The sequence below is a fragment of the Spiroplasma endosymbiont of Notiophilus biguttatus genome (assembly GCF_964030985.1).
Classification (GTDB): Bacteria; Bacillota_I; Bacilli_A; order Mycoplasmatales; family VBWQ01; genus Spiroplasma_E; species Spiroplasma_E ixodetis_A.
Genome location: NZ_OZ034993.1, coordinates 293722 through 317004, shown reverse-complemented (window position 1 = coordinate 317004; position 23283 = coordinate 293722). Strand labels below are relative to the sequence as shown.

Sequence of the window (23283 nt, the reverse complement as noted above, 5' to 3'; positions counted from 1 at the left end):
TAAGAAACGTTCGTTCCTAAAATAAAGGAACGTTTTTTAGAAGATTTATTTTTTATTAAAAGGAGTAAAAAAAGTATGCAATTTCAAAAAGCAAGAGGAACACGTGATATGTATAATGAAGAGGTTATTATATATCGTAATATTATTAAATCTTTAATACAGTGTGCAATTAAATATAATTATCAAGAATTTATTACTCCTATTTTTGAAAATGCTCAACTATTTTTACGAGCCGTGGGAGATACTACTGATATTATTCAGAAAGAAATTTATCAATTTAATGATAAAAATGATAGATTATTAGCTCTTCGTCCCGAAGGAACAGCAGGTATTGTTCGTGCTATAATTAAAAATAAATTATATAAATCTAAGCAAACATTAAAGTATTTTTATTATGGTTCAATGTTTCGCTATGAAAGACCTCAAAAAGGTCGTCAACGTCAATTTAATCAATTTGGCATTGAAACTGTTGGTGTTAAACATCCTTTAGTTGATGTTGAAGTAATGATGATGGCCCTAGAAATGATAAAAAGTTTTTCAATACCAAATTTAACTTTAAATATTAATTATTTTGGATCTAATGAAACAAAAAATAAATATCAAATAGCACTTAAAGAACAATTATTAAATCAAAGTAAGCAATTGTGTGAAAATTGTCAAATTAGAGTTAATGTATCACCACTAAGAGTTCTTGATTGTAAAATTTGTACTAAATTAAATTTAAAAATACCATATTTAAATGATTTTTTAACTAATGAAGAAAAAACATATTTTACAACTATTATTAATAGTTTAAAAAATAACAAAATTAACTTTATTATTGATGAACATTTAGTTCGTGGTTTAGATTATTATAATGGTATTATTTTTGAAATAACTACTATTGATTCACGAATTGGTGAAAGTCAAAATACTTTACTTGGTGGTGGTAGATATGATAATTTATTTAATGAATTGGGTTCACCATTAAAAATTCCTGCCATTGGTTTTGCAATTGGTATTGAAAGATTAATGTTATTATTGGTAGAAAATAAAAATATTAATAAACCACCAATTATTCATTTGCAAATTATTGCTTTAAGCGAATTAGGATTAATAATGGCTTCGGGTTTATTAGTACAATTGCGTAAAGAAAATTATCATATTGATATGGAATATAATTTATATCAAGATAAAAATAAGTCACAGATTATTGATCGTAGTTTAGCCAAAAATATACTATTTTTAAAAGAAAAAAATCAGGTTAGTTTTTATTCTTTTGTTAAAAAAGAAATGATAAAATTAATTTTTGATACTGAACAGCAGTTGCTTAGTAAGGTTAAAAATCTATTATTAGAGGAGAATGAAGAATATGGAAAAACTCTTTAGAACTCATACATGTGGTAATTTAACGCAGGGTGATATTACAAAAGAAATTATTATTAGTGGTTGAGTTAAAGATATTCGTATTAATAAATTTGGTATTTTTATTGATTTACGTGATATGTATGGAACAACACAAGTCATTGTTAAACCAGATAACGGATATTATCAAGAAATAAAAAATATTAAAGTTGAATCTGTTTTAAAAGTAATTGGAACAGTTGTCTTACGAAAAAATAAAGATGCAAAAACTGCTAATGATATGGTTGAAGTAATAGCAAAAGATATTGAAATATTAAGCAATTCTATTAATTTACCATTTGTTATTAAAAATGATAATACGCTTGCTAGTGAAGAATTACGTTTACAATATCGCTATTTAGATTTAAGAAGACCAGCAATGAATTATAATATTAAATTTAAACATCAAGTTCTTAGTTGCTTACGAACATTTTTGAATCAAAATAATTTTTTAGAAATTGATACTCCTTGCTTAACAAAGTCAACACCAGAAGGTGCTCGTGATTTTTTAGTTCCTGCTCGTATTCAAAAAAAACATTTTTATGCTTTACCACAATCACCGCAAATTTATAAGCAATTATTAATGATATCAGGTATTGACAAATATTATCAAATTGCTAAATGTTTTCGTGATGAAGATTTTCGTGCTGATAGACAACCCGAATTTCAACAATTAGACTTAGAAATGGCATTTACTACTAGTAAAGAAATTAAATTAATAGTAGAAGATATGCTAATAAGTCTTTTTAATACTTTAAAAATTGGTAATATTCCTTCAACATTTTCATCGATTACGTATGATCAAGCAATGGATTTATATGGTAGTGATAAACCTGATTTGCGTTGTACATGTAAGTTAATAAATATTAATATTAACAATAATAGTGTTGGATTTATCTATAAGGGTTTTATAGTTAATGATAAAATGAATGAAACAACTATAAAAAAATTAACAGAAATTAGCAGTCAGCATGGAGGAAAAACATTAATAATTTATGACTTAATTAAGAAAAAAATTATTCATAATAATTCTAAAGTAAAGTTTGATGATTTAGTTTTAACAGAAAAAATATCAAAAATAAAATATAATAATAATTTTTTAATTTTCGTATATGAACAACAAGATGTTGCTAATAAAGTTATGGGTGCTATTAGAAGTTTTTATATTAATGATTTATCAAAGCGAATTAATCATAAAGATTTTATGAATAGTATTGAAAACTTTGAATTTATTTGAATTATTGATTGACCAATGTTTGAACAGGAAGAAAATAAATGACAAGCTTGTCATCATCCTTTTACAAGTCCAAAAAATCCTGAAAAATTATTAGATATAAAAAATAAAGATTTAGGAACTTTAACTGCAGATGCTTATGATTTGGTTTTAAATGGTTTTGAAATTGCTGGTGGGAGCATTAGAATTCATGATTATAAATTACAAAAAAAGATTTTTGAATTATTAGATTTAAGTAAAACAGAAATTGAAAATAAATTTGGCTTTTTCTTATCAGCTTTTAATTACGGAGTTCCTCCACATGGTGGTATTGCTTTTGGCATTGATCGTTTATTAATGATTTTGATTAAGAATGAATCAATTCGTGATACTATTGCCTTTCCTAAAAATAATCGTGGTATTTGTTTATTAACAAGTAGTCCTAGTGAAATTTCACCTGATCAGTTATCAATATTAGATTTGGAATTTAAGAAGTAAAATTTTAATTTTAAAGTGATTAGAAGTTTAATAAAATTAGAAAATATAAATATTAAAAATCCCTAATGAAAAATAATTAAATCATTTTTCATTAGGGATTAATTATGTAATTTAATTGAGATGAATTTTTCAATAATGTAAATTTGATAATTATTAATTTCAATTATAATTTTTTATTAATTACTGTAATACTATAATTTGTTTTTGGCATTGGTTAGATAAGTTTACTTTCTTGTCTTCAAATCTGTACAAATTGATTTGGAGGCATTTTCAATCTAATAACTATTCTATCATTGTTTCAATATCTAACAAATTTTTCTAATATTTTATTAAAACTTTCCATACTTTCAAAAGTGCTACCAAACATCATTTTAAAATCTCTTTTAATTCAATGATTTAAACATTCACTAACTTGATTACCTTTAAAACCTGATAGACTTTTTGAGTGAATTAGATTAGTACTTGTATTAAAAACTTTACTAACAATTTCGCTTGTATTAGCAGAACCTAAATCTGATTGAATAGTCGTAAAATTACATTGTTTAGCACTCGCTAATTCTATTTGATTAATCACATTTAACACAGTTTTGGCATTTTCACTTTTGTTTATTTTTCAGCCAACAATTGAATTACTGTACATATCAGTAGCAAAAACAACTAATAATTTTGTTTTTTTATCACCAATAATTATATTTTTAAATCATGTGCCATCCATACCAACTTTTTCAAGAAAGTTATTACTTGAAAAATTACGTTTTAATAAATCTTTATTATTTTTTAAATCACTATTTTCTACTACTCTATTTGTTGATTTAGGTTCTAATAATAATTTAATATTATTATCTTTTAATATTTGTTTTATGGTTGTTTTACTGCATTTAAGACCTTTATTTTTTATTTTTAACTCTAATCTTACTTTTTCAAAACTAGTGATATTAATGTACTTTTTTTCATTTTTAATGAGAACTATTTTGTTTATTGCTTGTATCAAATTATCATTAATTTTTGATTGATATTGCTTTTTACCTTTTTTTACTCATAAATAGTATGCTGTTTTGCTAATAGCTATGTAAACAATAATTTTATTTAATTGATGATCTTTTTGCTTATATTTTTCTACTATTAAAAAACACTTATATTTTAATAATTTACTATTTTTTCCTCTTGTTAATTTCTTTTCACAGGCTAATTGCTCCTTTAAAAGTTCTTTTTCAACCTCATCTTTTAAAGCTTGTTTTCTAAGTTTATCAATTTCTTTGTTTAATAGTTTAATTTCAATATCTTTCTTATCGATCCTGTGAGAAGTTTGGGATTTAGAAATTTTGGTGAATGCATTTTCACCTTTAATTTGATATTGGTTAACCCAATTATAAATTAATACTGGAGTTGATAATTTATATTTGACTTGAATTTCATGTATTTTTAGTTTTTTATCAACTAAATACTCATTAACAACGGCTAATTTTGTTTCTTTTGAATAAACTTTATAATTCATAATTTCTCCTTCTGTATTAATTATTTTTAATTATATTACAGATTGAAAATATTAATTGGTAAACTTAAGTGACTGATGCCTTTTAATATTTGTTAATATTCAAGTTCAATAAATGGTTCACTATCTTTGGTTTTTAGATGTCATATAGCTGGTAAATTTTTTTGAATTAAACTAAAGACATTATTTGTTGCTAAACATTTATAAAGTGAACCATCATTAGTTTTAGTTTTTCCATCCCCGTTTCATGTAGTAACATATAAAAAATTTGTATTTTTATTAAAAACTAATAATAGTATTCCCCCTTTTATTCCAAACATTGGTTTAAAGTTTGTTTCTCCTACTAAACATTTATAAACCTCACCATTACTAGGAGATTGATATGAACCAGTTCAAACTCCTGCATAAATATTATCATCATTGTCAAAAGTTAAAGAAGAAACAGATTTATTTATACCATCCATTTTTTTAAAATTATTTTGATTTTTTTGATATTTATAAACGTTACCTTTAAAACTACTTTCTCTAGTACCTATATAAACATTTTCATTTTTATCAATAGCTATTGTTCATATTTCACCATATATTCCTAATATTGGTTTAAAGTTTGTTTCTCTTGCTAAACATTTATAAATAGCACCATGTCAAGAACTATTTCTAGTTCCAAGATAAAGATTACCTTTTGTATCAGTTGCCAAAGAACATATTTCACCAGGTATTATTAAACGCTTTTCTCCCTTTATGTACTATTTTTTAATTTTATCACATAAATGCTGAGAAAAGAGTATCTACGGACTTCTCCCCACATTTTTAAATTAAACATAGCATTACAATTTCAAAACTAGGTATCTTGTTGAATTTATATGCAGCTTCTTTGGCATATAAATAAGCATGATGTTTTGCAACTTTGATATGTTTTTTAAATGTTCTTCTTATATGTTTTCAAACTGATTCAATTTGATTGGTATTTACACCAGTTTTTGAAACATAACCATCTTGATGGTTAACTGTTTTATGTTTTGGGAAAACCAATTTGAAATCGCAATATCCTTTTCAATCATCAGTATATACATGACATTTTGAAGAAATGTGGTTTCTTGCAAAATTCAAAAGACTTTTACTCTTTGCATTTTTCAATACTTTCACAATTAAATTATTAGTTGTTTTTTCATAAATGCCAACAATCAATGTTTTATTTTTCAAGGATCTTCCTTGTTTTTTAAAAGCCATATGTGAAAGATACATTTCATCAATTTGCATTGTGCCTTCAGCAATAAATTGAGGTTCTTGTTTTGCAATACGTGTTCTAATTTTATGACCCATTCTCCATGCTGTTTTCAAGGTCACTCCCAATTCTTTTGAAGCATCAGTTGACGGAATTCCATGTTTGGTGTTTATTCATCTAAAAATGAGGTAAAATCATGATCTTAAAGATGTTTGTGAGCTTGAAAATAGGGTAGCCGTGAGAATACTAAATGTTTGATTACATTTCAAACATCTTATTCTTTTTAAATCAGAAGTATTCAAATTAAAACTAGAACACCTAATACATTTGTTTTCTTTCAAATTTGCTATATATGCAAGACATTGCTATTCAGTTTGAAAAGCATTGTTGAACTCATTTAGTTTCATTGTTCCCTCCACAAGTACATCTGGGGAGAAGTCCGTTATTTATTTAACTTAAAACTAATTAAAAAATAGTCTTAATTATTGAATAATTAAGACTATTTTTATTTTTACTACTAATAAGTTTATAGTCACTTTATATTTTTTCAAATTAAAACCATATATAGTAAAATAAATTTGTTATAATTTTACTATAATTTATTAGTATAAAAGGTTAGGAGCAAACAAAATGAAAATTGGAATTGTAAGTGATTCAGCTACTGGTTTTACCCTTGAAGATATGAAAAAATATCCTGAAATAATAATTATTCCTTTAAATATTATTGAAGGAGAAAATGCTTATGATGATAATAACATTGATATTGATAGTGAAACAATTCGTAAAAAGATGATTGATGAACACTATATTTTAAAAACTAGTCAAACTAGTCGTGGTAAACTTGAACAATATTGAGATAATGCTTTAAGTAAATATGATCAAATTTTATTTTTACCAATTGCTAATAATGCTTCAGGACAATATGCAAGTTCACAAGTTTTACAAAAAGAAGAAAAATATAAAAATAAAGTTCATATTTTAGAAACAGGTGCTGCTTCAATACCTTTAAAATTTATGGTTTTAATTGCTTTTACTCTTGTTAAAAATGGAAAAAAAATTCCTGAAATTTTAGAAATTTTAAATAAATTTCGCAAAACTTATGAATCTTATATTGCTCCTAATGATTTAAAATTTTTAGCTCGTGGTGGTAGATTACCAATGAGTAAAGCAAGAATTGGTAATTTTTTACGTTTTAAACCAATTTTAAGATGTAAAGAAACAATTGATAATATTGGTAGAGTTAGAACATTAAGTAAAGCTATGGAAGAAATGTTAGATATTATTACTAAAATTAAAGATGTTACTAAAGAAACAATATATATTATTGATGGTTGATGTAGAAAAGATATTATTGATGAGGCAATTAAAAAAGTAAAAAATAGAGGATTTACCAAATATAAAGTTGAACCATTATGTAATATTTTAAAAACACATACTGGTAATAATACTATTGGTTTCTCAGTAGTACCTAATCAATGAGTAAAAGAAGTCTAAGAACCTGTTTAGAATCTTTTAGAGAATAAGGTAAAATTACTATATATTTTAAGATAAGAGGTATATATGCATAAAAATTATCCAAGTCATGTCACTAAAGAACAATTTGAGAACATAAGATTAATTTTAGAAAATGTCAAAAAGAAAACAAAACCAAGAAATTTAGATTTATATGAAGTATTTTGTGCAGTTTTATATGTATTAAAAAGTGGTTGTCAATGAAGAATGTTACCAAAAAATTTTCCAAAATGACAAACTGTATATTATTATTTTCAAATTTGAAGTAAAAATAATGGTAAAGAACCTAGCATATGACAATTAATTTTAAAAAAAATTAGTTAGAAAAGTTCGTATCAATAATCATCGAAAAGAAAAAACCAGTTTTTGTATAATTGATTCACAAAGTGTTAAAAATACAGATACTACTAAAAACAAAGGTTATGATGCTGGTAAAAAGATTTCAGGAATAAAACGTCATATTGCTGTTGATTCTCAAGGTTTACCACATGCAATTTACGTAACTACAGCAGAAAAAACAGATCGTAATAGTGCTATAATAATGATTCAAAATGAAAAAGAAAATCTTTCTACAGTTCAAAAAATAATAGTAGATGCTGGTTATACTGGTGAAAAATTTGCTTCTGCAATCAAAACAATTATAAATGCGAATGTTAAAGTTGTAAAACGTAATGAATTACATTCTTTTGTAGTATTACCAAAAAGATGAGTTGTAGAGCGAAGTTTTGCTTGATTAGAAAAATGTAGAAGATTATGAAAAAATTGTGAAAGAAAATTAAATACTAGTTTACAAATGGTTGTTCTTTCCTTTATTTCAATTTTATTAAAAAGATTCTAAACAGGTTCTAATAAAAAAGTAGTTTTATAAAAGATTAATTAAGTATTCTGTTTTTAGAAAAATATATAAAAAATTTAAATCTAAAAACAGAATGTTAGTAAACTAAATTAACCTTTACTAACATTTAGATTTTTCAACTTATAAATAATAAAATATTAAATATTATGATTTAAATTCTTATTAATAGTTAAAGTTTTAAGTTAAAGAAATAATTGATAAAATTTAATAAAATAAATATTTATAAATCAAAGTAATGGTTTTTTAATTTATTGAGTTTTAACTATAAAATTAAAAAATATTTTTATTAAGTATTTTTAACTATTTCATAGTATAACTATTTTATTTTTTTAATTTTAATAGCCATTTTCATTTAGTGGTATTTTAAATCAAAAACCTTCATAACAAACAACATTTCCAAAATTATTTTTATATTTTTGATAAGAACGACAAATATTATTATAGGCTTGATAATAGCGTTTTTTATTAGTTTTATCAATGTGGTAAACTTTTATAATATTGCTTCTTCCATAGTGTCATAAACACCTAAACAGTTATCTTCTTTATCATATCTCGCATAAATAAAATTATTTTTTTCATTTTTAACTCCAATACTTTTTTATATATTCCCATAATTTAAGATTTACTTAGAACATAGATTATATTTATAATATTTAGGATTTTAAAAAAATATGAAATGGTGTAAGAACATTAAATTAGTTTGTAAATTTATAAAAAATAAAATGATAAGTTAAATTTATGACAATATTAAAAATATTGTTAATATCATAAATTGATAACAAATTATTTTTCGGACTTCTCCCCAGATGTACTTGTGGAGGGAACAATGAAACTAAATGAGTTCAACAATGCTTTAAACTGAATAGCAATGTCTTGCATATATAGCAAATTTGAAAGAAAACAAATGTATTAGGTGTTCTAGTTTTAATTTGAATACTTCTGATTTAAAAAGAATAAGATGTTTGAAATGTAATCAAACATTTAGTATTCTCACGGCTACCCTATTTTCAAGCTCACAAACATCTTTAAGATCATGATTTTACCTCATTTTTAGATGAATAAACACCAAACATGGAATTCCGTCAACTGATGTTTCAAAAGAATTGGGAGTGACCTTGAAAACAGCATGGAGAATGGGTCATAAAATTAGAACACGTATTGCAAAACAAGAACCTCAATTTATTGTTGAAGGCACAGTGCAAATTGATGAAATGTATCTTTCACATATGGCTTTTAAAAAACAAGGAAGATCCTTGAAAAATAAAACATTGATTGTTGGCATTTATGAAAAAACAACTAATAATTTAATTGTGAAAGTATTGAAAAATGCAAAGAGTAAAAGTCTTTTGAATTTTGCAAGAAGCCACATTTCTTCAAAATGTCATGTATATACTGATGATTGAAAAGGATATTGCGATTTCAAATTGGTTTTCCCAAAACATAAAACAGTTAACCATCAAGATGGTTATGTTTCAAAAACTGGTGTAAATACCAATCAAATTGAATCAGTTTGAAAACATATAAGAAGAACATTTAAAACACATATCAAAGTTGCAAAACATCATGTTTATTTATATGCTAAAGAAGCTGCATATAAATTCAACAAGATACCTAGTTTTGAAATTGTAATGCTATGTTTAATTTAAAAATGTGGGGAGAAGTCCGTAGATACGCTTTTCTCAGCATTTATGTGATAAAATTAAAAAATAGTACATAAATGCTGAGAAAAGCGAGTTAAAATTAAAATTTTATTTAATTTTAACTAATATTTTTTAAATTTATTATTTTATTTTAAATAAATTTTCGGAATTTTACATTTATTGGCAATAACTTATATACATTATTATTTCTGAAAACTATAATTAGATATTAGTAAAATAAAATCTAATTAAAGGTGATTGAAAATGAATATTTTAGACATAATAAATAAATTTCCAAACCAAGAATCTTGTATAAAATTTTTAGAAGAAATAAGATGAAATAACAAACCAAAATGTCTTTTTTGTTTTAGTGAAAAAGTTAACTCTGTTTTAAAAGAGTCGCGTTATAAATGCAAAAAATGTCATAAGTTTTTTAGTGTAACTGCTCAAACTATTTTTCATCATACACGTGTACCACTTCAAAAGTGATTTATTTTAATAGTATTAATGGCTAATGCTAAAAAAAGTTTATCATCATCTCAAGCTTCAAGAGACTTAAATTTACGTTTAGCAACTGTATGAAAAATGATGCATAAAATTAGAAAGGCAATGGCTAATGATGAGATTAAATTATTAGCAAAAATATTAGAGATGGATGAAACATATGTGGGTGGAAAACCGCGTAAATATAATGATGTTGATAATAAAAATAACTCATTACGTGGTAGAGGAACTAGTAAAGAGTGTGTTGTTGGCATTATTGAACGAAATGGTAATGTTAAATTATTTCATGCAAAAAATAAAAGTATTAAATCTGAAGATTTAATGAAAATAGTTAAAGAAAATGTTGATATTAACAATTCTATTCTTTTTACTGATGAATATCGTGGATATTATAAAATGAATAAAATTTTACCACATGAACAAGTTAATCACAAAAAATATTTTTCTTATAATGGTATTCATACAAATACAATAGAAAGTTTTTGAGCAATATTAAAAAGAGGTTTTATCGGCCAATTTCATTGAGTTTCAAAAAAATGACTCCAATCTTATTTAAATGAATTTTGTTTTAAATATAATAACCGTAAAGAAAAAATCACATTTAAAAATATCATAATTAAATTATTTATTAAGAATTAAGTGTTAACCAATAAGCGTAAAATTCCGTAAATTTTTACTATTTTAGTGGTTTTTTTTATTTTTTTATTATAAATTATTTTTAATTTTTTTAGATTTATTTGAAAATATTAACTAAACACTTTCTATTTTAAATGATTAAAAGTAAAATAATGTTATTGTTAATAAAACAAGACATAAATATATTAATAGTTTTAAAAAAACTACTAAAATATTTTTAAAATTTAATGGAGGATGAAAATGCAAACTTTTATTGGAATTATAGGTTATTTAGCCGGAATATTATCTATTATAACATTTATTCCACAAGCAATAAAAACAATAAAAACTAAGGAAACTAAACATATAATCTTATCAACTTATATTATTTATAATATTGCTAATCTTTTTTTCTTGATATTTGGAATACTTTCAGTAACATTACCAGTAATGTGACCAGAAGGTGCTGATACTCTTGAAATTGCAATTTGAGGTTCTACCTTAATAATACCGTATACAGTAACAATGACTGCAACTAATTGTATTATTTATGTTAAAGTAAAAAATATGAAAATGTTGGGCGAAAATGCTAGAACTTTGGAGGAATAAAAATAATGGCAAATACTGAATGATGAATTATTACTATAATAGGGATTATCGGAGCACTTATTGCTGTTATAGCATTTTGTCCACAATCTTTAAAAACAATAAAAACTAAAAAAACAGATGGTATTTCTTTACTTACATTTATTCTTTATACAACAGCTAACAGTTTATGAGTATTATGGGGCATTATTCATTTATCATATCATGGCGGTTCTGAATCAATAATTTTAATGAAAGATTTAGTTATAATTTGTGCTAATACACCTTGTGCAATATGATCAGGAATTATTCTTGGTATTAAAATTAATAATATGTATAAATATGGTGAAGATTGTAAAAAATGAAAAGGTAAAGTAAATATAAAGAGTAACTTTTAATAGTTTTTTGGGAGCATACCGATGTTGTCTATAATATTCATTAAATGTCTATAAATTATAAAGTTAGACGAGAATAATTTAGACTTCAATATGCAATTGTATGTTAATCTTAACACTTAACAAATATTAGTCAACAATAATACTTAGTTATATAATTCAAAAATTTTTATTAAATTTTAATTTAATAAGTTTTATTTTCAATTGAAGTTTTTAATTTACAATAATTGTATGGCTGTATTTATTTGATAGCATTTAAAATTAATCATTTTTGTATACATATCAATGTTATAAGTTCTATCACCAATCATATGCTTTAAAATTTGTTTAATATTAGTTTTAGTAAAACAACCAATATTTTCAACTAATGCTTGGTTTAGTACACCATCTTTTGCATTAATAAAATAACCAACTTTTATTTTTTTATATTGTAAAATTAACAATTGTAAAAAAACAATTAATTCATAATATTGACCTTTGGAAAATAAATTTATTGCATTTTCATAGTGTAATTTAGCAATTTGATTTTTTCTTCTACCTGCCATTATACCAAGATATAAAACATGAAAAGCATGAAATTTATCTAAAATAAATTTAGCATTTAAAATTTGAGCAGTTTTTCTAATTCATTTTGCACTATCTCCACAAACTATTAAATTTGCTTGCTCAAAGTTTTCAAAATATAAATTACCATATGTTTCGATTAATTTAGCTGTTTTTTCTGCACCAATTTCTGTTTTTGATACTCTTATTTTACATACAGCTCTTTTAATTAATTTTCCATTTTTCTTTTTACCAGTACTGAAATGGCAACCCTTTTTAGGACTATTTTTTGGTAGACATTTTTTCTTGATATTTAATGGGAGTTAAGTAGTTTAAAGTGCTGTGGATTCTTATATTGTTATATCAATTGATATAATCAAATAATTCTAATTTTAACTGTATTAATGATGTAAATTTTTTGTCATTAATAAATTCAGTCTTGAAAGTTTTAAAAGTTGCTTCAGCAACAGCATTGTCATAAGGACAACCTTTTTTACTTAAAGAGCGGGTAATATTGAATGCTAATAAAAGTTTGTTAATAATTTTATTATTAAATTCGTTACCTCGATCGCTATGAAATATTTGCATATCTTTTAAACAGCGATTTGATTGCATAAATGCTTGATATACCAATGATGCATCTTTTTTAGTACCTACACTATGTCCAACAATTTCGCGGTTAAATAGGTCTATTAATAAGCAAATATAGTTTCATTTACCATTAACTTCAACATAACTAAGATCACTGACAATCACCTCATTTTTAATTCTATTATTAAAGTTTCTATTAACAATATTAGTGATTTGTTCATTATTTACTTTATTACGATGATTTTTAAATGATAATTTAGTGTATTTTGACATTAAATTATGTTTATCCATAATTTTTTTAATTTTTCTTTTTGATAAATAAATTTCTTGTTTTTCTAGTATGACTTTTAATCTTCTTGTTCCATAAACACATTTGTTTTCTTTAAAAGCACTAATAACAGCTTGATCATAAATATTATTTTTGATTTTATCTTCTTTTTTCTTTAAATTAAAATAATATGTTGATTTAGAAATTTTTAAAAAACGACACATTGGGCGAATCTTATATTTTCATTTATTATTTGCAATAATCTCTACTTTCTGCCTATTATTAGTGCTGCTTGCTTTAAAATATCATTTTCCATTCGTAATTGTTTTAATTCTTTATTCATTTGAATTAATTGTTTTTCTAAATCAGAAAGATTATCTTTAGTTTTAAAACTTCCCGAATTAGTAAATTGCTTAATTCATTTATATGCAACTGCTCTTGTAACATTGTACTCTTTAACAAGACAAGATACTGATTTGCCACTTTGATATAAAGCTACTATTTGTTTTTTAAATTCATCTGTATATGAAGTAATATTGGCCATAATTATATTTCCTTTCTTTTAACAAATATTGTTATTTGTCTACATAATTAGTGTCCAATAAATTGTAGCCGATCCAATATTAATGATTTAATTGAATTAGAACCAGCACGTAGAACGGATGTAACGTTATTTATTTTAAATAAACTAATTAAAAATGGAGAATTTGATTAATGATAATATTGCCTACTTTATTTGGTGAAAAAGATGAAATTGAAATATTAACACCATCACCACAAGCACTTCGTACTCATAATGATATTAGAGCAATTATATTAATGAAATATCCAAATGTTAAATCAAAACACATAATTGTTTCTGACCCCGAAAGTAATGTTGCATTAATAGTTGGTGATAATGATGTTTATCAAGGTTGAATTAAAGTAACAGTAGACTTACTGCATAACGTTTTTAAGTTTTAATGATAAATTATAAAATCCTGCAATTAAATTAAATCTTAAAAATATTCGTTTTCTGGCTTTTCTAAATTTATAACCAATAATCTTAAAACATTTTAAAAATGCAAAAACATGTTCAATTTTTCTACGAGTTTTATTAATAAGACTTACTGCATAACTAGTTAACTTTTTATTTTTTTGTTATTATTAAAATAAAATTTGAATAGTTAACTAGTTATGCAGTAAGTCTAGTTAAAAAATTAGAAATTAAAGGAGAATAAAATGCCAAATATAGAAAATCAATCAAATTATACTTTATTAAAATTAATAAGAACTGGAATAAGTCCTATTTCAGCAATGATAGGTACAAGTGCTTATTATGGCCAATTAATAGTTTATTATTTGGTAAAAAATTAGGTTTAGATATTTGAAATTTAAATCAAAGACCAAATACTAAAACTAAATTAATTAATAGTTCTAAAAAAATTATTTTAGGTTTAGGAACAATTGGTTTAGCAAATTATAGTAAATGAACAGAAAATAATATTAATCCTATTATTCCAACAACACCAACTCCAATAACTACTACAACTACAACAGAAGGTCCTCCATGATTATTATTAAATAAACAAGAACATGAGTCATTAATGGATTGAGATACTTATATTTCATTAAATGCTTATGGTATTTCAAATCTTATTAGTGGATTAACTGAGTTAATACCTAATAAATTTGAAACAATAAGAAAGATTTGTAATATGGCTACTGGTGGATGTTTAATATCAAGTGGTGTAGCAATGGGTATTAATAATGATTTTATGAATGCTTATGCAGTACCTACCATAGTTGCTGGTGCAAGTGAAATTATCCATAATTTACTACCTATGGAAACAACTAATCATGTTGAAGAAATGCAAGAAACAACATTTAATAATGAAACTGCAAGATTAATTAATGATAATAGATTTTCAATTAATAGTGAAACAACCAGTCAATATGGTAGTGATGATATAAGTGAAGTATCATTAAATCATGATAATGCTTCACTAAATTGAGATTATAATCACATGAATTTATAAAGGGAGTGAATAATTTATGAATAAAGAAAAATTACTTAAATATTACAATGATAAATTAAAACAACTTGAAAGAAATTTAGATGAACTAAGATTTAATGATGGTATAGCAAAAAATCTTTTAATGGAAGTTAGTTGTATGATTGAAAGAATTAATAAAGGTGAATTTGATGAATAATCAAAAATAAAAAAATTGAAAGGAAAATATTGAAATGAAAGAATTTTTACATGAATTAATAATTATTGGAACAAGTGTTGGAACATTAATTTGCAGAGAAATTATTGTTTTATTAAAAAGATTTATCACAACTCCAAAACATGTTAGAGCAAATAACAAAATTATCAAACATCAAAAAAAATTAGCAAAATTAAATGAAAAGATTAAGAAAGAAAATAAATAAAAAGTGGTGATGTAAATGTTAGAAAATGAAAATAATGTTCAACAAACAACTGAACCTTTAACTGAAAATAATGCTTCTTCACAAGAAATAGAAAATAAAGTTAATGAAGCAGAAAATAAGTTAAATAAACTTAATCAAGAAATTAAAGAAAAAGAAATGATTAATATATTTAAAAAATATCAAGTTAAAACTGAATTTTATGATTATTTAAAATTTAAAACAAATAATATAGAAAATTCAAAAATTGAAGAAACTATTAAAAAAATGGTTAAAGAACAACCAGTATTTAAACAAACAATTAATACAGGTGGCAATAAACAAATAATTATTAATAATAAAACAAATGATAAAGAAAATTTTTTAATTAATTATAAAAAGAAAAATTATTTATAAACGAAAGGAAGAAATAAAATGTCAGTACCATTTAATCAAAATTTAGACAATACAGAGAGATTAGTAGAAGCACCAGAATTTATAGAGTTTTTTAAAATTTCAAATAGTCCATGGGCAAACTTTTTCCCTACTGAAATTGTTGACTCAGTAAATATTGAGTTTATTGTTAAAAACCAAAAAAACCGGAAGTAAAAATTATTGCTTGAGATGATAAAAGTAAAAGATATGAATTACCATATGTTGATACAGATAAAATTAGTAAAAAAATAACTAAAAAATATCTTGCAGGAGAAATTATTGCAGATGTAGATTTAAAAGCAAATAATGGACAAAATTTATTAGATAGTATGCAATATGAAGTTGCAAATGATTTAGCAGATAAATTGGCAATTGATGATACACAAGCAATTGCAAAATTTGCTACTAAAATCGATATTGAAGATACAACACCAGTATAGGCTATTTAAAATCAATGTTATCTGCTTGAAATACTTTGTTTCAATTTAGAAACATTGCAAATAGTAAATTTTTTATTACTAATGGTCTTTATGATAGTTTAGTTTATTTAGCAGATAATAAAGGTTTAATTACCGATAATCAGTTGGCACAACAATTACGTTTAAATGGAAATAATTTATATGTAAAAGGCGTATTATGTGAAATCGTTCTTGATGACTATATGATTTTTACTAATGATAAAAATGAACAACAATTAATGACCTTTGTTTTATCAACACCAAGAGCGATGAAAAGATACATGATAGAAAATACAGTTATTTATGTAGATTTTATTAAAGATGATAAAGCAGGAAGAGCATATAAAGTTGCTGGTGAAGTTGTTGGAGAAGCAATCCCATATATTTCTAATAATGAAACAACTTCACGTTGAATGTTATGTGGAGTTATTAAAACAGAAAAAACTGATTTAAAAAGTAAAATTACAACTTTAACAACTGATATTACTGCAAATGTTAATAACAATAATAGTGAATTAAATACACAAATAAAAAGTACTAATGAACTTAAATCATTAAATCCAAATTTAACAAATCCAACTATTAAATATTTTAGTGATGCACAAGGAAAAACTAATGTAAGTAATCAAAAACAAAAAGCAGGTGACTTATATATAACTATTAATGCAAATGTTAATGATTTAAATTACGGAATTTTACGCTTATTGGTTAACACTTAATTCTTAATAAATAATTTAATTATGATATTTTTAAATGTGATTTTTTCTTTACGGTTATTATATTTAAAACAAAATTCATTTAAATAAGATTGGAGTCATTTTTTTGAAACTCAATGAAATTGGCCGATAAAACCTCTTTTTAATATTGCTCAAAAACTTTCTATTGTATTTGTATGAATACCATTATAAGAAAAATATTTTTTGTGATTAACTTGTTCATGTGGTAAAATTTTATTCATTTTATAATATCCACGATATTCATCAGTAAAAAGAATAGAATTGTTAATATCAACATTTTCTTTAACTATTTTCATTAAATCTTCAGATTTAATACTTTTATTTTTTGCATGAAATAATTTAACATTACCATTTCGTTCAATAATGCCAACAACACACTCTTTACTAGTTCCTCTACCACGTAATGAGTTATTTTTATTATCAACATCATTATATTTACGCGGTTTTCCACCCACATATGTTTCATCCATCTCTAATATTTTTGCTAATAATTTAATCTCATCATTAGCCATTGCCTTTCTAATTTTATGCATCATTTTTCATACAGTTGCTAAACGTAAATTTAAGTCTCTTGAAGCTTGAGATGATGATAAACTTTTTTTAGCATTAGCCATTAATACTATTAAAATAAATTACTTTTGAAGTGGTACACGTGTATGATGAAAAATAGTTTGAGCAGTTACACTAAAAGACTTATGACATTTTTTGCATTTATAACGTGACTCTTTTAAAACAGAGTTAACTTTTTCACTAAAACAAAAAAGACATTTTGGTTTGTTATTTCATCTTATTTCTTCTAAAAATTTTATACAAGATTCTTGGTTTGGAAATTTATTTATTATGTCTAAAATATTCATTTTCAATCACCTTTAATTAGATTTTATTTTACTAATATCTAATTATAGTTTTCAGAAATAATAATGTATATAAGTTATTGCCAATAAACGTAAAATTCCGTTAAATTATAAAGGAACAACAAATCCAATTAAAATAACTCTTAAATAAAGGAAATTAATATCATGCCAATCGGTACAACTAGTACAGCAATACTTTTAAACATAAATAAACCAAAACATACTAGAACAAGTAACCAACAAGAAAATCAAAGTTTTTGATGAGAAATTTTAAAAATGATTGGTGTACAAGTCATAGCAGTAGCACTTGCTCCTTTTACTGGTGGATTAAGTGAAAGTGTAGCACTTGGATTAGGTGCAAGTGATTTAATTGCTAGTATTAGTGCTGTTGGTATAGAGTTTTTAACTGATTTTACTATTAATCAAGTTTATGATTATTTAAAAGGAAATGTAACACCATTAAATACTTTTTTTAATATATTACCTGCATTTGCTGGAATTAATAAAATTAGTCATGGTTATCGTACTACTAAATTTATTAAGTTAGCACAAAAAACTAAAACATTAGAACAAATTGGAATTAAAGAAGCAAAAAATTTACAAGAAATTATTAGTCAAGTAAGTGGTAAAGAAATTTTAACAGATAAAATTATTGGTAATAAACGTTATTTATTCAATTATAGTTTTGCTACTAATCGTGAAACAATAATACAAAATTTAGGAGATGTTGCTGAAAGACAATTTAAAAATAATTTTAAAAAGTTAGAAACCCAAGAGTTAAAAGATTATTTATTATTACAAAATACATTAATAAAATTAAGTCCACAATTAACTCCTAAATTTAAAATCAAAGATATTGAAAAAGCAAATAACTTTTTAAAAAAATATAATACTGAATTGGCATTGGTTAGATAAGTTTACTTTCTTGTCTTCAAATCTGTACAAATTGATTTGGAGGCATTTTCAATCTAATAACTATTCTATCATTGTTTCAATATCTAACAAATTTTTCTAATATTTTATTAAAACTTTCCATACTTTCAAAAGTGCTACCAAACATCATTTTAAAATCTCTTTTAATTCAACGATTTAAACATTCACTAACTTGATTACCTTTAAAACCTGATAGACTTTTTGAGTGAATTAGATTAGTACTTGTATTAAAAACTTTACTAACAATTTCGCTTGTATTAGCAGAACCTAAATCTGATTGAATAGTCGTAAAATTACATTGTTTAGCACTCGCTAATTCTATTTGATTAACCACATTTAACACAGTTTTGGCATTTTCACTTTTGTTTATTTTTCAGCCAACAATTGAATTACTGTACATATCAGTAGCAAAAACAACTAATAATTTTCTTTTTTTATCACCAATAATTATATTTTTAAATCATGTGCCATCCATACCAACTTTTTCAAGAAAGTTATTACTTGAAAAATTACGTTTTAATAAATCTTTATTATTTTTTAAATCACTATTTTCTACTACTCTATTTGTTGATTTAGGTTCTAATAATAATTTAATATTATTATCTTTTAATATTTGTTTTATGCTTGTTTTACTGCATTTAAGACCTTTATTTTTTATTTTTAACTCTAAATCTTACTTTTTCAAAACTAGTGATATTAATGTACTTTTTTTCATTTTTAATGAGAACTATTTTGTTTATTGCTTGTATCAAATTATCATTAATTTTTGATTGATATTGCTTTTTACCTTTTTTTACTCATAAATAGTATGCTGTTTTGCTAATAGCTATGTAAACAATAATTTTATTTAATTGATGACCTTTTTGCTTATATTTTTCTACTATTAAAAAACACTTATATTTTAATAATTTACTATTTTTTCCCCTTGTTAATTTCTTTTCACAGGCTAATTGCTCCTTTAAAAGTTCTTTTTCAACCTCATCTTTTAAAGCTTGTTTTCTAAGTTTATCAATTTCTTTGTTTAATAGTTTAATTTCAATATCTTTCTTATCGATCCTGTGAGAAGTTTGGGATTTAGAAATTTTGGTGAATGCATTTTCACCTTTAATTTGATATTGGTTAACCCAATTATAAATTAATACTGGAGTTGATAATTTATATTTGACTTGAATTTCATGTATTTTTAGTTTTTTATCAACTAAATACTCATTAACAACGGCTAATTTTGTTTCTTTTGAATAAACTTTATAATTCATAATTTCTCCTTCTGTATTAATTATTTTTAATTATATTACAGATTGAAAATATTAATTGGTAAACTTAAGTGACTGATGCCGTTTTATCGGCCAATTTCATTGAGTTTCAAAAAAATGACTCCAATCTTATTTAAATGAATTTTGTTTTAAATATAATAACCGTAAAGAAAAAATCACATTTAAAAATATCATAATTAAATTATTTATTAAGAATTAAGTGTTAACCAATAAGCGTAAAATTCCGAAAATATTTATATAATAACTAATAATAATTCTGGAGTAAATAAAGTTTATAAGTTTGATTTTTTACAATCAAGCCTTATTGAAATGAAAGTGATTGATAATGATACATATGATGTTAGTAATATTACTTTTGATAGTAATAAAAATATTTATGTTTTAACTATTAATGGTATTTATAAATGTTCATCTAAACAAACAGAATTTAAAAAAATGACAAAAATATGATGAAAAACAACAGAATTTCATTTTAATAACGGAAAATTAACTGATATAAGTTATTGAAAACAGACTAGAAATAATTCATTTATCCATACATTTGAATGAAATACAGAATATGATTTACCACTTGATTATCAATATATTACTTTTTTTAATGAAAATGGTACAGAAGATTATGTAGATTCATCTTATAGTTGAGGTGATACAGGATATCCAACTATTAACATTAATCAAGTTCTATTAACCCAGCAACTTTTTTGTAAAATTACGATATGTAGCGACAAACAAACATATTTACTTGCTCATTTAAGAATAGATATTAAATTAGGTTTAACTTTTTATGAAAAAAATGGAAAATGATTTTTTCAAATCATCATAGCTCATTATGGCGAAGCATGAGCATCTCAAAGTGGAGGACAAATTGAAACAATTTTAGGAAACGGCTTTCGATTATATTCATAATTTATTTTTAATAATCCTATTCTTTCAAAATATTGTTAATTTATAATCTAATTATTTTTTATAAATAATTAGATTATAAATTAACAAAAATAAGTAAGTTATTATATTAAAAAATTTTCAATTTTTGATTTAAATTTGAAATATTTGTCAAATATTTATTTTCTAATTGATTTATTACTTTAGTATTTAACTTATCACTTTGTTTTAAATAGTTTTGTTGAGATGCAACTTCTGATAATAGTTCTAAATTTTCAAATTTATTTTGATTATCTAATCATGCTTTAACTTTATCAAAATAATTAATTGGTTGTTCATCAATAACATTTTTTCTTATATTTTTAGGCATTGTATATTTTCACTCCTTTGTTGTTTTATAATTCATTACATACTTTTATAAAATATTAATCAAATCATTTAAATAGTTTTCAAGTTAAATAATAAATGCCACAGCTAATAAGATTTAAAGCAATAAATATACCTACTAAAATACCAATAACAGCACCAACACCAACACTTGAAACTAATCCTTCGCCAATAAGACTAGCTCTAAAAAGTAAGTTAAAATAATTAATGGTGCAACAATTAATAAACTAGTAAATAAACTAACAATTGCTTGTCCAGTACGACTTTTAATAATAACTGACATTAGCAAAGCAATACTAGTAATAGAAATAAATAATGTAAATAAAATAATAATTAATAATTGTCAATTAAAAATGGAACTAATCATTCCAGATAAAGGAACAACATAACCAATAATAATAACACCAATAAAAATAATAATATCAGAAATTAAAACTAAAGCTAAATTAAATATTGATGTTATAATAATAAACTTTGTTTTGCTAATCCTTGTTAAACCAATGCGTCGATAAACTACACTTTGTTTTAAATCTAATAAAATAGCTAAAAAAGTTTGAATTGAAAAGGAAGCAGTTTGTGTTAATCAAATAATCATCAAAATAAATCGTCCAATATTTTTACCAGCAGGTGATGATAATATTTGATTATTTCCACCAATTGATGCACCAATAAAAATCAATGGTGAAACGAAAACTGAAAAAATAATAATTGAACGATTACGTTTTAAATAACTTCAAAATAAATTAAGAAGTGATCAATCATTATTTTTGTTTTTTAAGGTGTTTTTTTCAAGACTTAGCTCATTTTTCATTATTTTTCCCTCCTAATCTTTTTAATAACGTTTCGCTATCATACATACCTATTTTATATTCTTTAAATTTAATTTTAACATATTCTTCAATACTTCCATATTCTTTAACAACAGTTTTAACATCATTGATACTAATAATTGAACCTTCAAACATGAAAATAATTTGTTGACAAAAACGTTCAATTTCTTGCATATTATGTGAAACAATTAAGACTGAAAGATTAGGTTTAATAAAAACTTCTTTTTCTAGTAATTCATAAATTCGTTCACGTACTTCTAAATCTAATCCCGTAGCTAATTCATCTAAAATTAATAAATCTGGTTCAACAATTAATGTTAATAAAATATTTATTTTTTGTTGTTGACCACCCGATAAAGTGATAATAGGTTTATTAATAAATGCTTCAGCGTCCAAATAGTACAATAACTTTTGAATGTCTTCAACAGACTTATTTAAACGATAAGCTCTCATATAATATTCGGCCATATCTCAACCAGTTAGACCACGAGGAAATTTAGTTTCTTGTAATTGCATGCCTATTTTTAAATCAGGTTTAATATTAATAGTACCTGTTGTTGGTTTACGAAGTTGGGAAATCATTTCACATAATGTTGTTTTTCCAGTGCCATTGGGTCCAACAATACCAATTTTTGCACCAATAGCAATATTCAGACTAACATTTTTAATGATTTCATTATTATCATAGTTTTTACTAACATTAATGATTTCAACATTATTTTTTTTATCTTTAATCATAATTACTTCCTTCCTATAACTTTATAATTTTATCATAATTACT

Annotated in this window: 31 protein-coding genes; 19 read left to right on the top strand and 12 right to left on the bottom strand. The window is 23.6% G+C overall.

Annotated features, from left to right (window positions below; translation table 4 throughout):
- Positions 1-75: 75 nt before the first annotated feature.
- Together hisS and aspS are read left to right on the top strand one after the other, a co-directional pair.
- Positions 76-1368 (top strand): histidine--tRNA ligase, encoded by a 1293-nt coding sequence (gene hisS / locus AAHM85_RS01825; RefSeq protein WP_342260774.1) that lies wholly within the window; start codon positions 76-78, stop codon positions 1366-1368.
- On the top strand, positions 1352-3094 hold the full coding sequence (gene aspS, locus AAHM85_RS01820) for an aspartate--tRNA ligase (protein ID WP_342260773.1): 1743 nt from the start codon (positions 1352-1354) through the stop codon (positions 3092-3094). The genes hisS and aspS overlap by 17 nt, the downstream gene beginning before the upstream one ends.
- A 214-nt stretch (positions 3095-3308) precedes the next feature.
- Here the strand turns inward: aspS and AAHM85_RS01815 are convergent, their stop codons facing one another.
- The 3 genes from AAHM85_RS01815 to AAHM85_RS01805 form a co-directional block, all read right to left on the bottom strand.
- On the bottom strand, positions 3309-4589 hold the full coding sequence (locus AAHM85_RS01815) for an IS3 family transposase (RefSeq protein WP_342260772.1): 1281 nt from the start codon (positions 4587-4589) through the stop codon (positions 3309-3311).
- A 92-nt stretch (positions 4590-4681) separates the two neighbouring features.
- Complete coding sequence (locus AAHM85_RS01810) at positions 4682-5284, bottom strand: hypothetical protein (protein WP_342260771.1); 603 nt, start codon at positions 5282-5284, stop codon at positions 4682-4684.
- 112 nt (positions 5285-5396) lie between these two features.
- The gene (locus AAHM85_RS01805; protein ID WP_342260770.1) at positions 5397-6152 is read right to left on the bottom strand and encodes an IS1595 family transposase; all 756 of its coding nucleotides are present in this window, start codon (positions 6150-6152) and stop codon (positions 5397-5399) included.
- 289 nt (positions 6153-6441) lie between these two features.
- On the opposite strand from AAHM85_RS01805, the gene AAHM85_RS01800 reads away from it, so the two are divergent.
- The 6 genes from AAHM85_RS01800 (at position 6442) to AAHM85_RS01775 (ending at position 11921) form a co-directional block, all read left to right on the top strand.
- On the top strand, positions 6442-7305 hold the full coding sequence (locus AAHM85_RS01800) for a DegV family protein (RefSeq protein ID WP_281748924.1): 864 nt from the start codon (positions 6442-6444) through the stop codon (positions 7303-7305).
- A 66-nt stretch (positions 7306-7371) separates the two neighbouring features.
- Positions 7372-8161, top strand: a protein-coding gene (locus AAHM85_RS01795) for an IS5 family transposase (protein ID WP_342260769.1) whose coding sequence is annotated in 2 segments (ribosomal slippage) — positions 7372-7632 and positions 7634-8161 — 789 coding nt in all. Because the reading frame shifts where the segments join, the coding sequence is not laid out codon by codon here.
- A gap of 908 nt (positions 8162-9069) precedes the next feature.
- Positions 9070-9825 (top strand): IS1595 family transposase, encoded by a 756-nt coding sequence (locus AAHM85_RS01790; protein WP_342260768.1) that lies wholly within the window; start codon positions 9070-9072, stop codon positions 9823-9825.
- A gap of 258 nt (positions 9826-10083) precedes the next feature.
- A complete protein-coding gene (locus tag AAHM85_RS01785; protein WP_342260767.1) occupies positions 10084-10962 on the top strand; it encodes an IS1595 family transposase in 879 nt (292 codons plus the stop codon).
- 237 nt (positions 10963-11199) lie between these two features.
- A complete protein-coding gene (locus AAHM85_RS01780) occupies positions 11200-11547 on the top strand; it encodes a SemiSWEET family sugar transporter (protein ID WP_342260766.1) in 348 nt (115 codons plus the stop codon).
- 5 nt (positions 11548-11552) lie between these two features.
- Positions 11553-11921, top strand: coding sequence for a SemiSWEET family sugar transporter (locus AAHM85_RS01775; RefSeq protein ID WP_342260765.1), 369 nt, complete (start codon positions 11553-11555; stop codon positions 11919-11921).
- 215 nt (positions 11922-12136) lie between these two features.
- Here the strand turns inward: AAHM85_RS01775 and AAHM85_RS01770 are convergent, their stop codons facing one another.
- Both AAHM85_RS01770 and AAHM85_RS01765 read right to left on the bottom strand, forming a co-directional pair.
- Positions 12137-12463, bottom strand: coding sequence for a hypothetical protein (locus tag AAHM85_RS01770; RefSeq protein WP_342260764.1), 327 nt, complete (start codon positions 12461-12463; stop codon positions 12137-12139).
- Positions 12464-12743: 280 nt separating this feature from the next.
- Positions 12744-13864 (bottom strand): IS3 family transposase gene (locus AAHM85_RS01765; protein ID WP_425289708.1). Its coding sequence is split into 2 segments (ribosomal slippage): positions 12744-13621 and positions 13621-13864, totalling 1122 coding nucleotides; the frame shifts between segments, so codons are not numbered across the junction.
- A 170-nt stretch (positions 13865-14034) separates the two neighbouring features.
- On the opposite strand from AAHM85_RS01765, the gene AAHM85_RS01760 reads away from it, so the two are divergent.
- From AAHM85_RS01760 to AAHM85_RS01725, 8 genes are all read left to right on the top strand, one after another.
- A complete protein-coding gene (locus AAHM85_RS01760) occupies positions 14035-14283 on the top strand; it encodes a hypothetical protein (RefSeq protein WP_342260763.1) in 249 nt (82 codons plus the stop codon).
- Positions 14284-14541: 258 nt separating this feature from the next.
- Positions 14542-14676, top strand: a complete 135-nt coding sequence (locus tag AAHM85_RS01755) for a hypothetical protein (RefSeq protein WP_342260762.1) — start codon at positions 14542-14544, stop codon at positions 14674-14676.
- Positions 14677-14906: 230 nt separating this feature from the next.
- Positions 14907-15338, top strand: coding sequence for a hypothetical protein (locus AAHM85_RS01750; RefSeq protein ID WP_342260761.1), 432 nt, complete (start codon positions 14907-14909; stop codon positions 15336-15338).
- 16 nt (positions 15339-15354) lie between these two features.
- Entirely contained in the window at positions 15355-15513 is a 159-nt protein-coding gene (locus AAHM85_RS01745; protein WP_342260760.1) for a hypothetical protein, read from the top strand.
- Positions 15514-15547: 34 nt separating this feature from the next.
- On the top strand, positions 15548-15736 hold the full coding sequence (locus AAHM85_RS01740; RefSeq protein WP_342260759.1) for a hypothetical protein: 189 nt from the start codon (positions 15548-15550) through the stop codon (positions 15734-15736).
- A 15-nt stretch (positions 15737-15751) separates the two neighbouring features.
- Positions 15752-16129: a hypothetical protein gene (locus AAHM85_RS01735; RefSeq protein ID WP_342260758.1), complete on the top strand. Its 378-nt coding sequence runs from the start codon at positions 15752-15754 to the stop codon at positions 16127-16129.
- Positions 16130-16147: 18 nt separating this feature from the next.
- Positions 16148-16321: a hypothetical protein gene (locus AAHM85_RS01730; RefSeq protein WP_342260757.1), complete on the top strand. Its 174-nt coding sequence runs from the start codon at positions 16148-16150 to the stop codon at positions 16319-16321.
- A gap of 280 nt (positions 16322-16601) precedes the next feature.
- A complete protein-coding gene (locus AAHM85_RS01725) occupies positions 16602-17324 on the top strand; it encodes a hypothetical protein (protein WP_342260756.1) in 723 nt (240 codons plus the stop codon).
- Here the strand turns inward: AAHM85_RS01725 and AAHM85_RS01720 are convergent.
- The gene (locus tag AAHM85_RS01720; protein ID WP_342261686.1) at positions 17321-17959 is read right to left on the bottom strand and encodes an IS1595 family transposase; all 639 of its coding nucleotides are present in this window, start codon (positions 17957-17959) and stop codon (positions 17321-17323) included. The genes AAHM85_RS01725 and AAHM85_RS01720 overlap by 4 nt on opposite strands.
- A 15-nt stretch (positions 17960-17974) precedes the next feature.
- On the bottom strand, positions 17975-18199 hold the full coding sequence (locus tag AAHM85_RS01715; RefSeq protein WP_342260755.1) for a transposase: 225 nt from the start codon (positions 18197-18199) through the stop codon (positions 17975-17977).
- Positions 18200-18361: 162 nt separating this feature from the next.
- Here AAHM85_RS01715 and AAHM85_RS01710 point away from each other — a divergent pair, with 162 nt between their 5' ends.
- Entirely contained in the window at positions 18362-19111 is a 750-nt protein-coding gene (locus tag AAHM85_RS01710; protein ID WP_342260754.1) for a hypothetical protein, read from the top strand.
- Here AAHM85_RS01710 and AAHM85_RS01705 read toward each other — a convergent pair.
- On the bottom strand, positions 19104-19604 hold the full coding sequence (locus AAHM85_RS01705) for an IS3 family transposase (RefSeq protein ID WP_342260753.1): 501 nt from the start codon (positions 19602-19604) through the stop codon (positions 19104-19106). The two genes, AAHM85_RS01710 and AAHM85_RS01705, sit on opposite strands and share 8 nt — an antisense overlap.
- Before the next feature lie 172 nt (positions 19605-19776).
- Positions 19777-20385 (bottom strand): transposase, encoded by a 609-nt coding sequence (locus AAHM85_RS01700; RefSeq protein ID WP_342260752.1) that lies wholly within the window; start codon positions 20383-20385, stop codon positions 19777-19779.
- A 55-nt stretch (positions 20386-20440) separates the two neighbouring features.
- Here AAHM85_RS01700 and AAHM85_RS01695 point away from each other — a divergent pair, with 55 nt between their 5' ends.
- Complete coding sequence (locus AAHM85_RS01695) at positions 20441-20602, top strand: hypothetical protein (protein ID WP_342260751.1); 162 nt, start codon at positions 20441-20443, stop codon at positions 20600-20602.
- Positions 20603-20712: 110 nt separating this feature from the next.
- The gene (locus AAHM85_RS01690) at positions 20713-21309 is read left to right on the top strand and encodes a hypothetical protein (protein WP_342260750.1); all 597 of its coding nucleotides are present in this window, start codon (positions 20713-20715) and stop codon (positions 21307-21309) included.
- Between the two features lie 106 nt (positions 21310-21415).
- Here the strand turns inward: AAHM85_RS01690 and AAHM85_RS01685 are convergent, their stop codons facing one another.
- The 3 genes from AAHM85_RS01685 to AAHM85_RS01675 form a co-directional block, all read right to left on the bottom strand.
- On the bottom strand, positions 21416-21655 hold the full coding sequence (locus AAHM85_RS01685) for a hypothetical protein (RefSeq protein WP_342260749.1): 240 nt from the start codon (positions 21653-21655) through the stop codon (positions 21416-21418).
- Between the two features lie 174 nt (positions 21656-21829).
- The gene (locus AAHM85_RS01680; RefSeq protein WP_342260748.1) at positions 21830-22483 is read right to left on the bottom strand and encodes a hypothetical protein; all 654 of its coding nucleotides are present in this window, start codon (positions 22481-22483) and stop codon (positions 21830-21832) included.
- Positions 22434-23240, bottom strand: coding sequence for an ABC transporter ATP-binding protein (locus AAHM85_RS01675; RefSeq protein ID WP_342260747.1), 807 nt, complete (start codon positions 23238-23240; stop codon positions 22434-22436). The genes AAHM85_RS01680 and AAHM85_RS01675 overlap by 50 nt, the downstream gene beginning before the upstream one ends.
- Between the last annotated feature and the right edge of the window lie 43 nt (positions 23241-23283).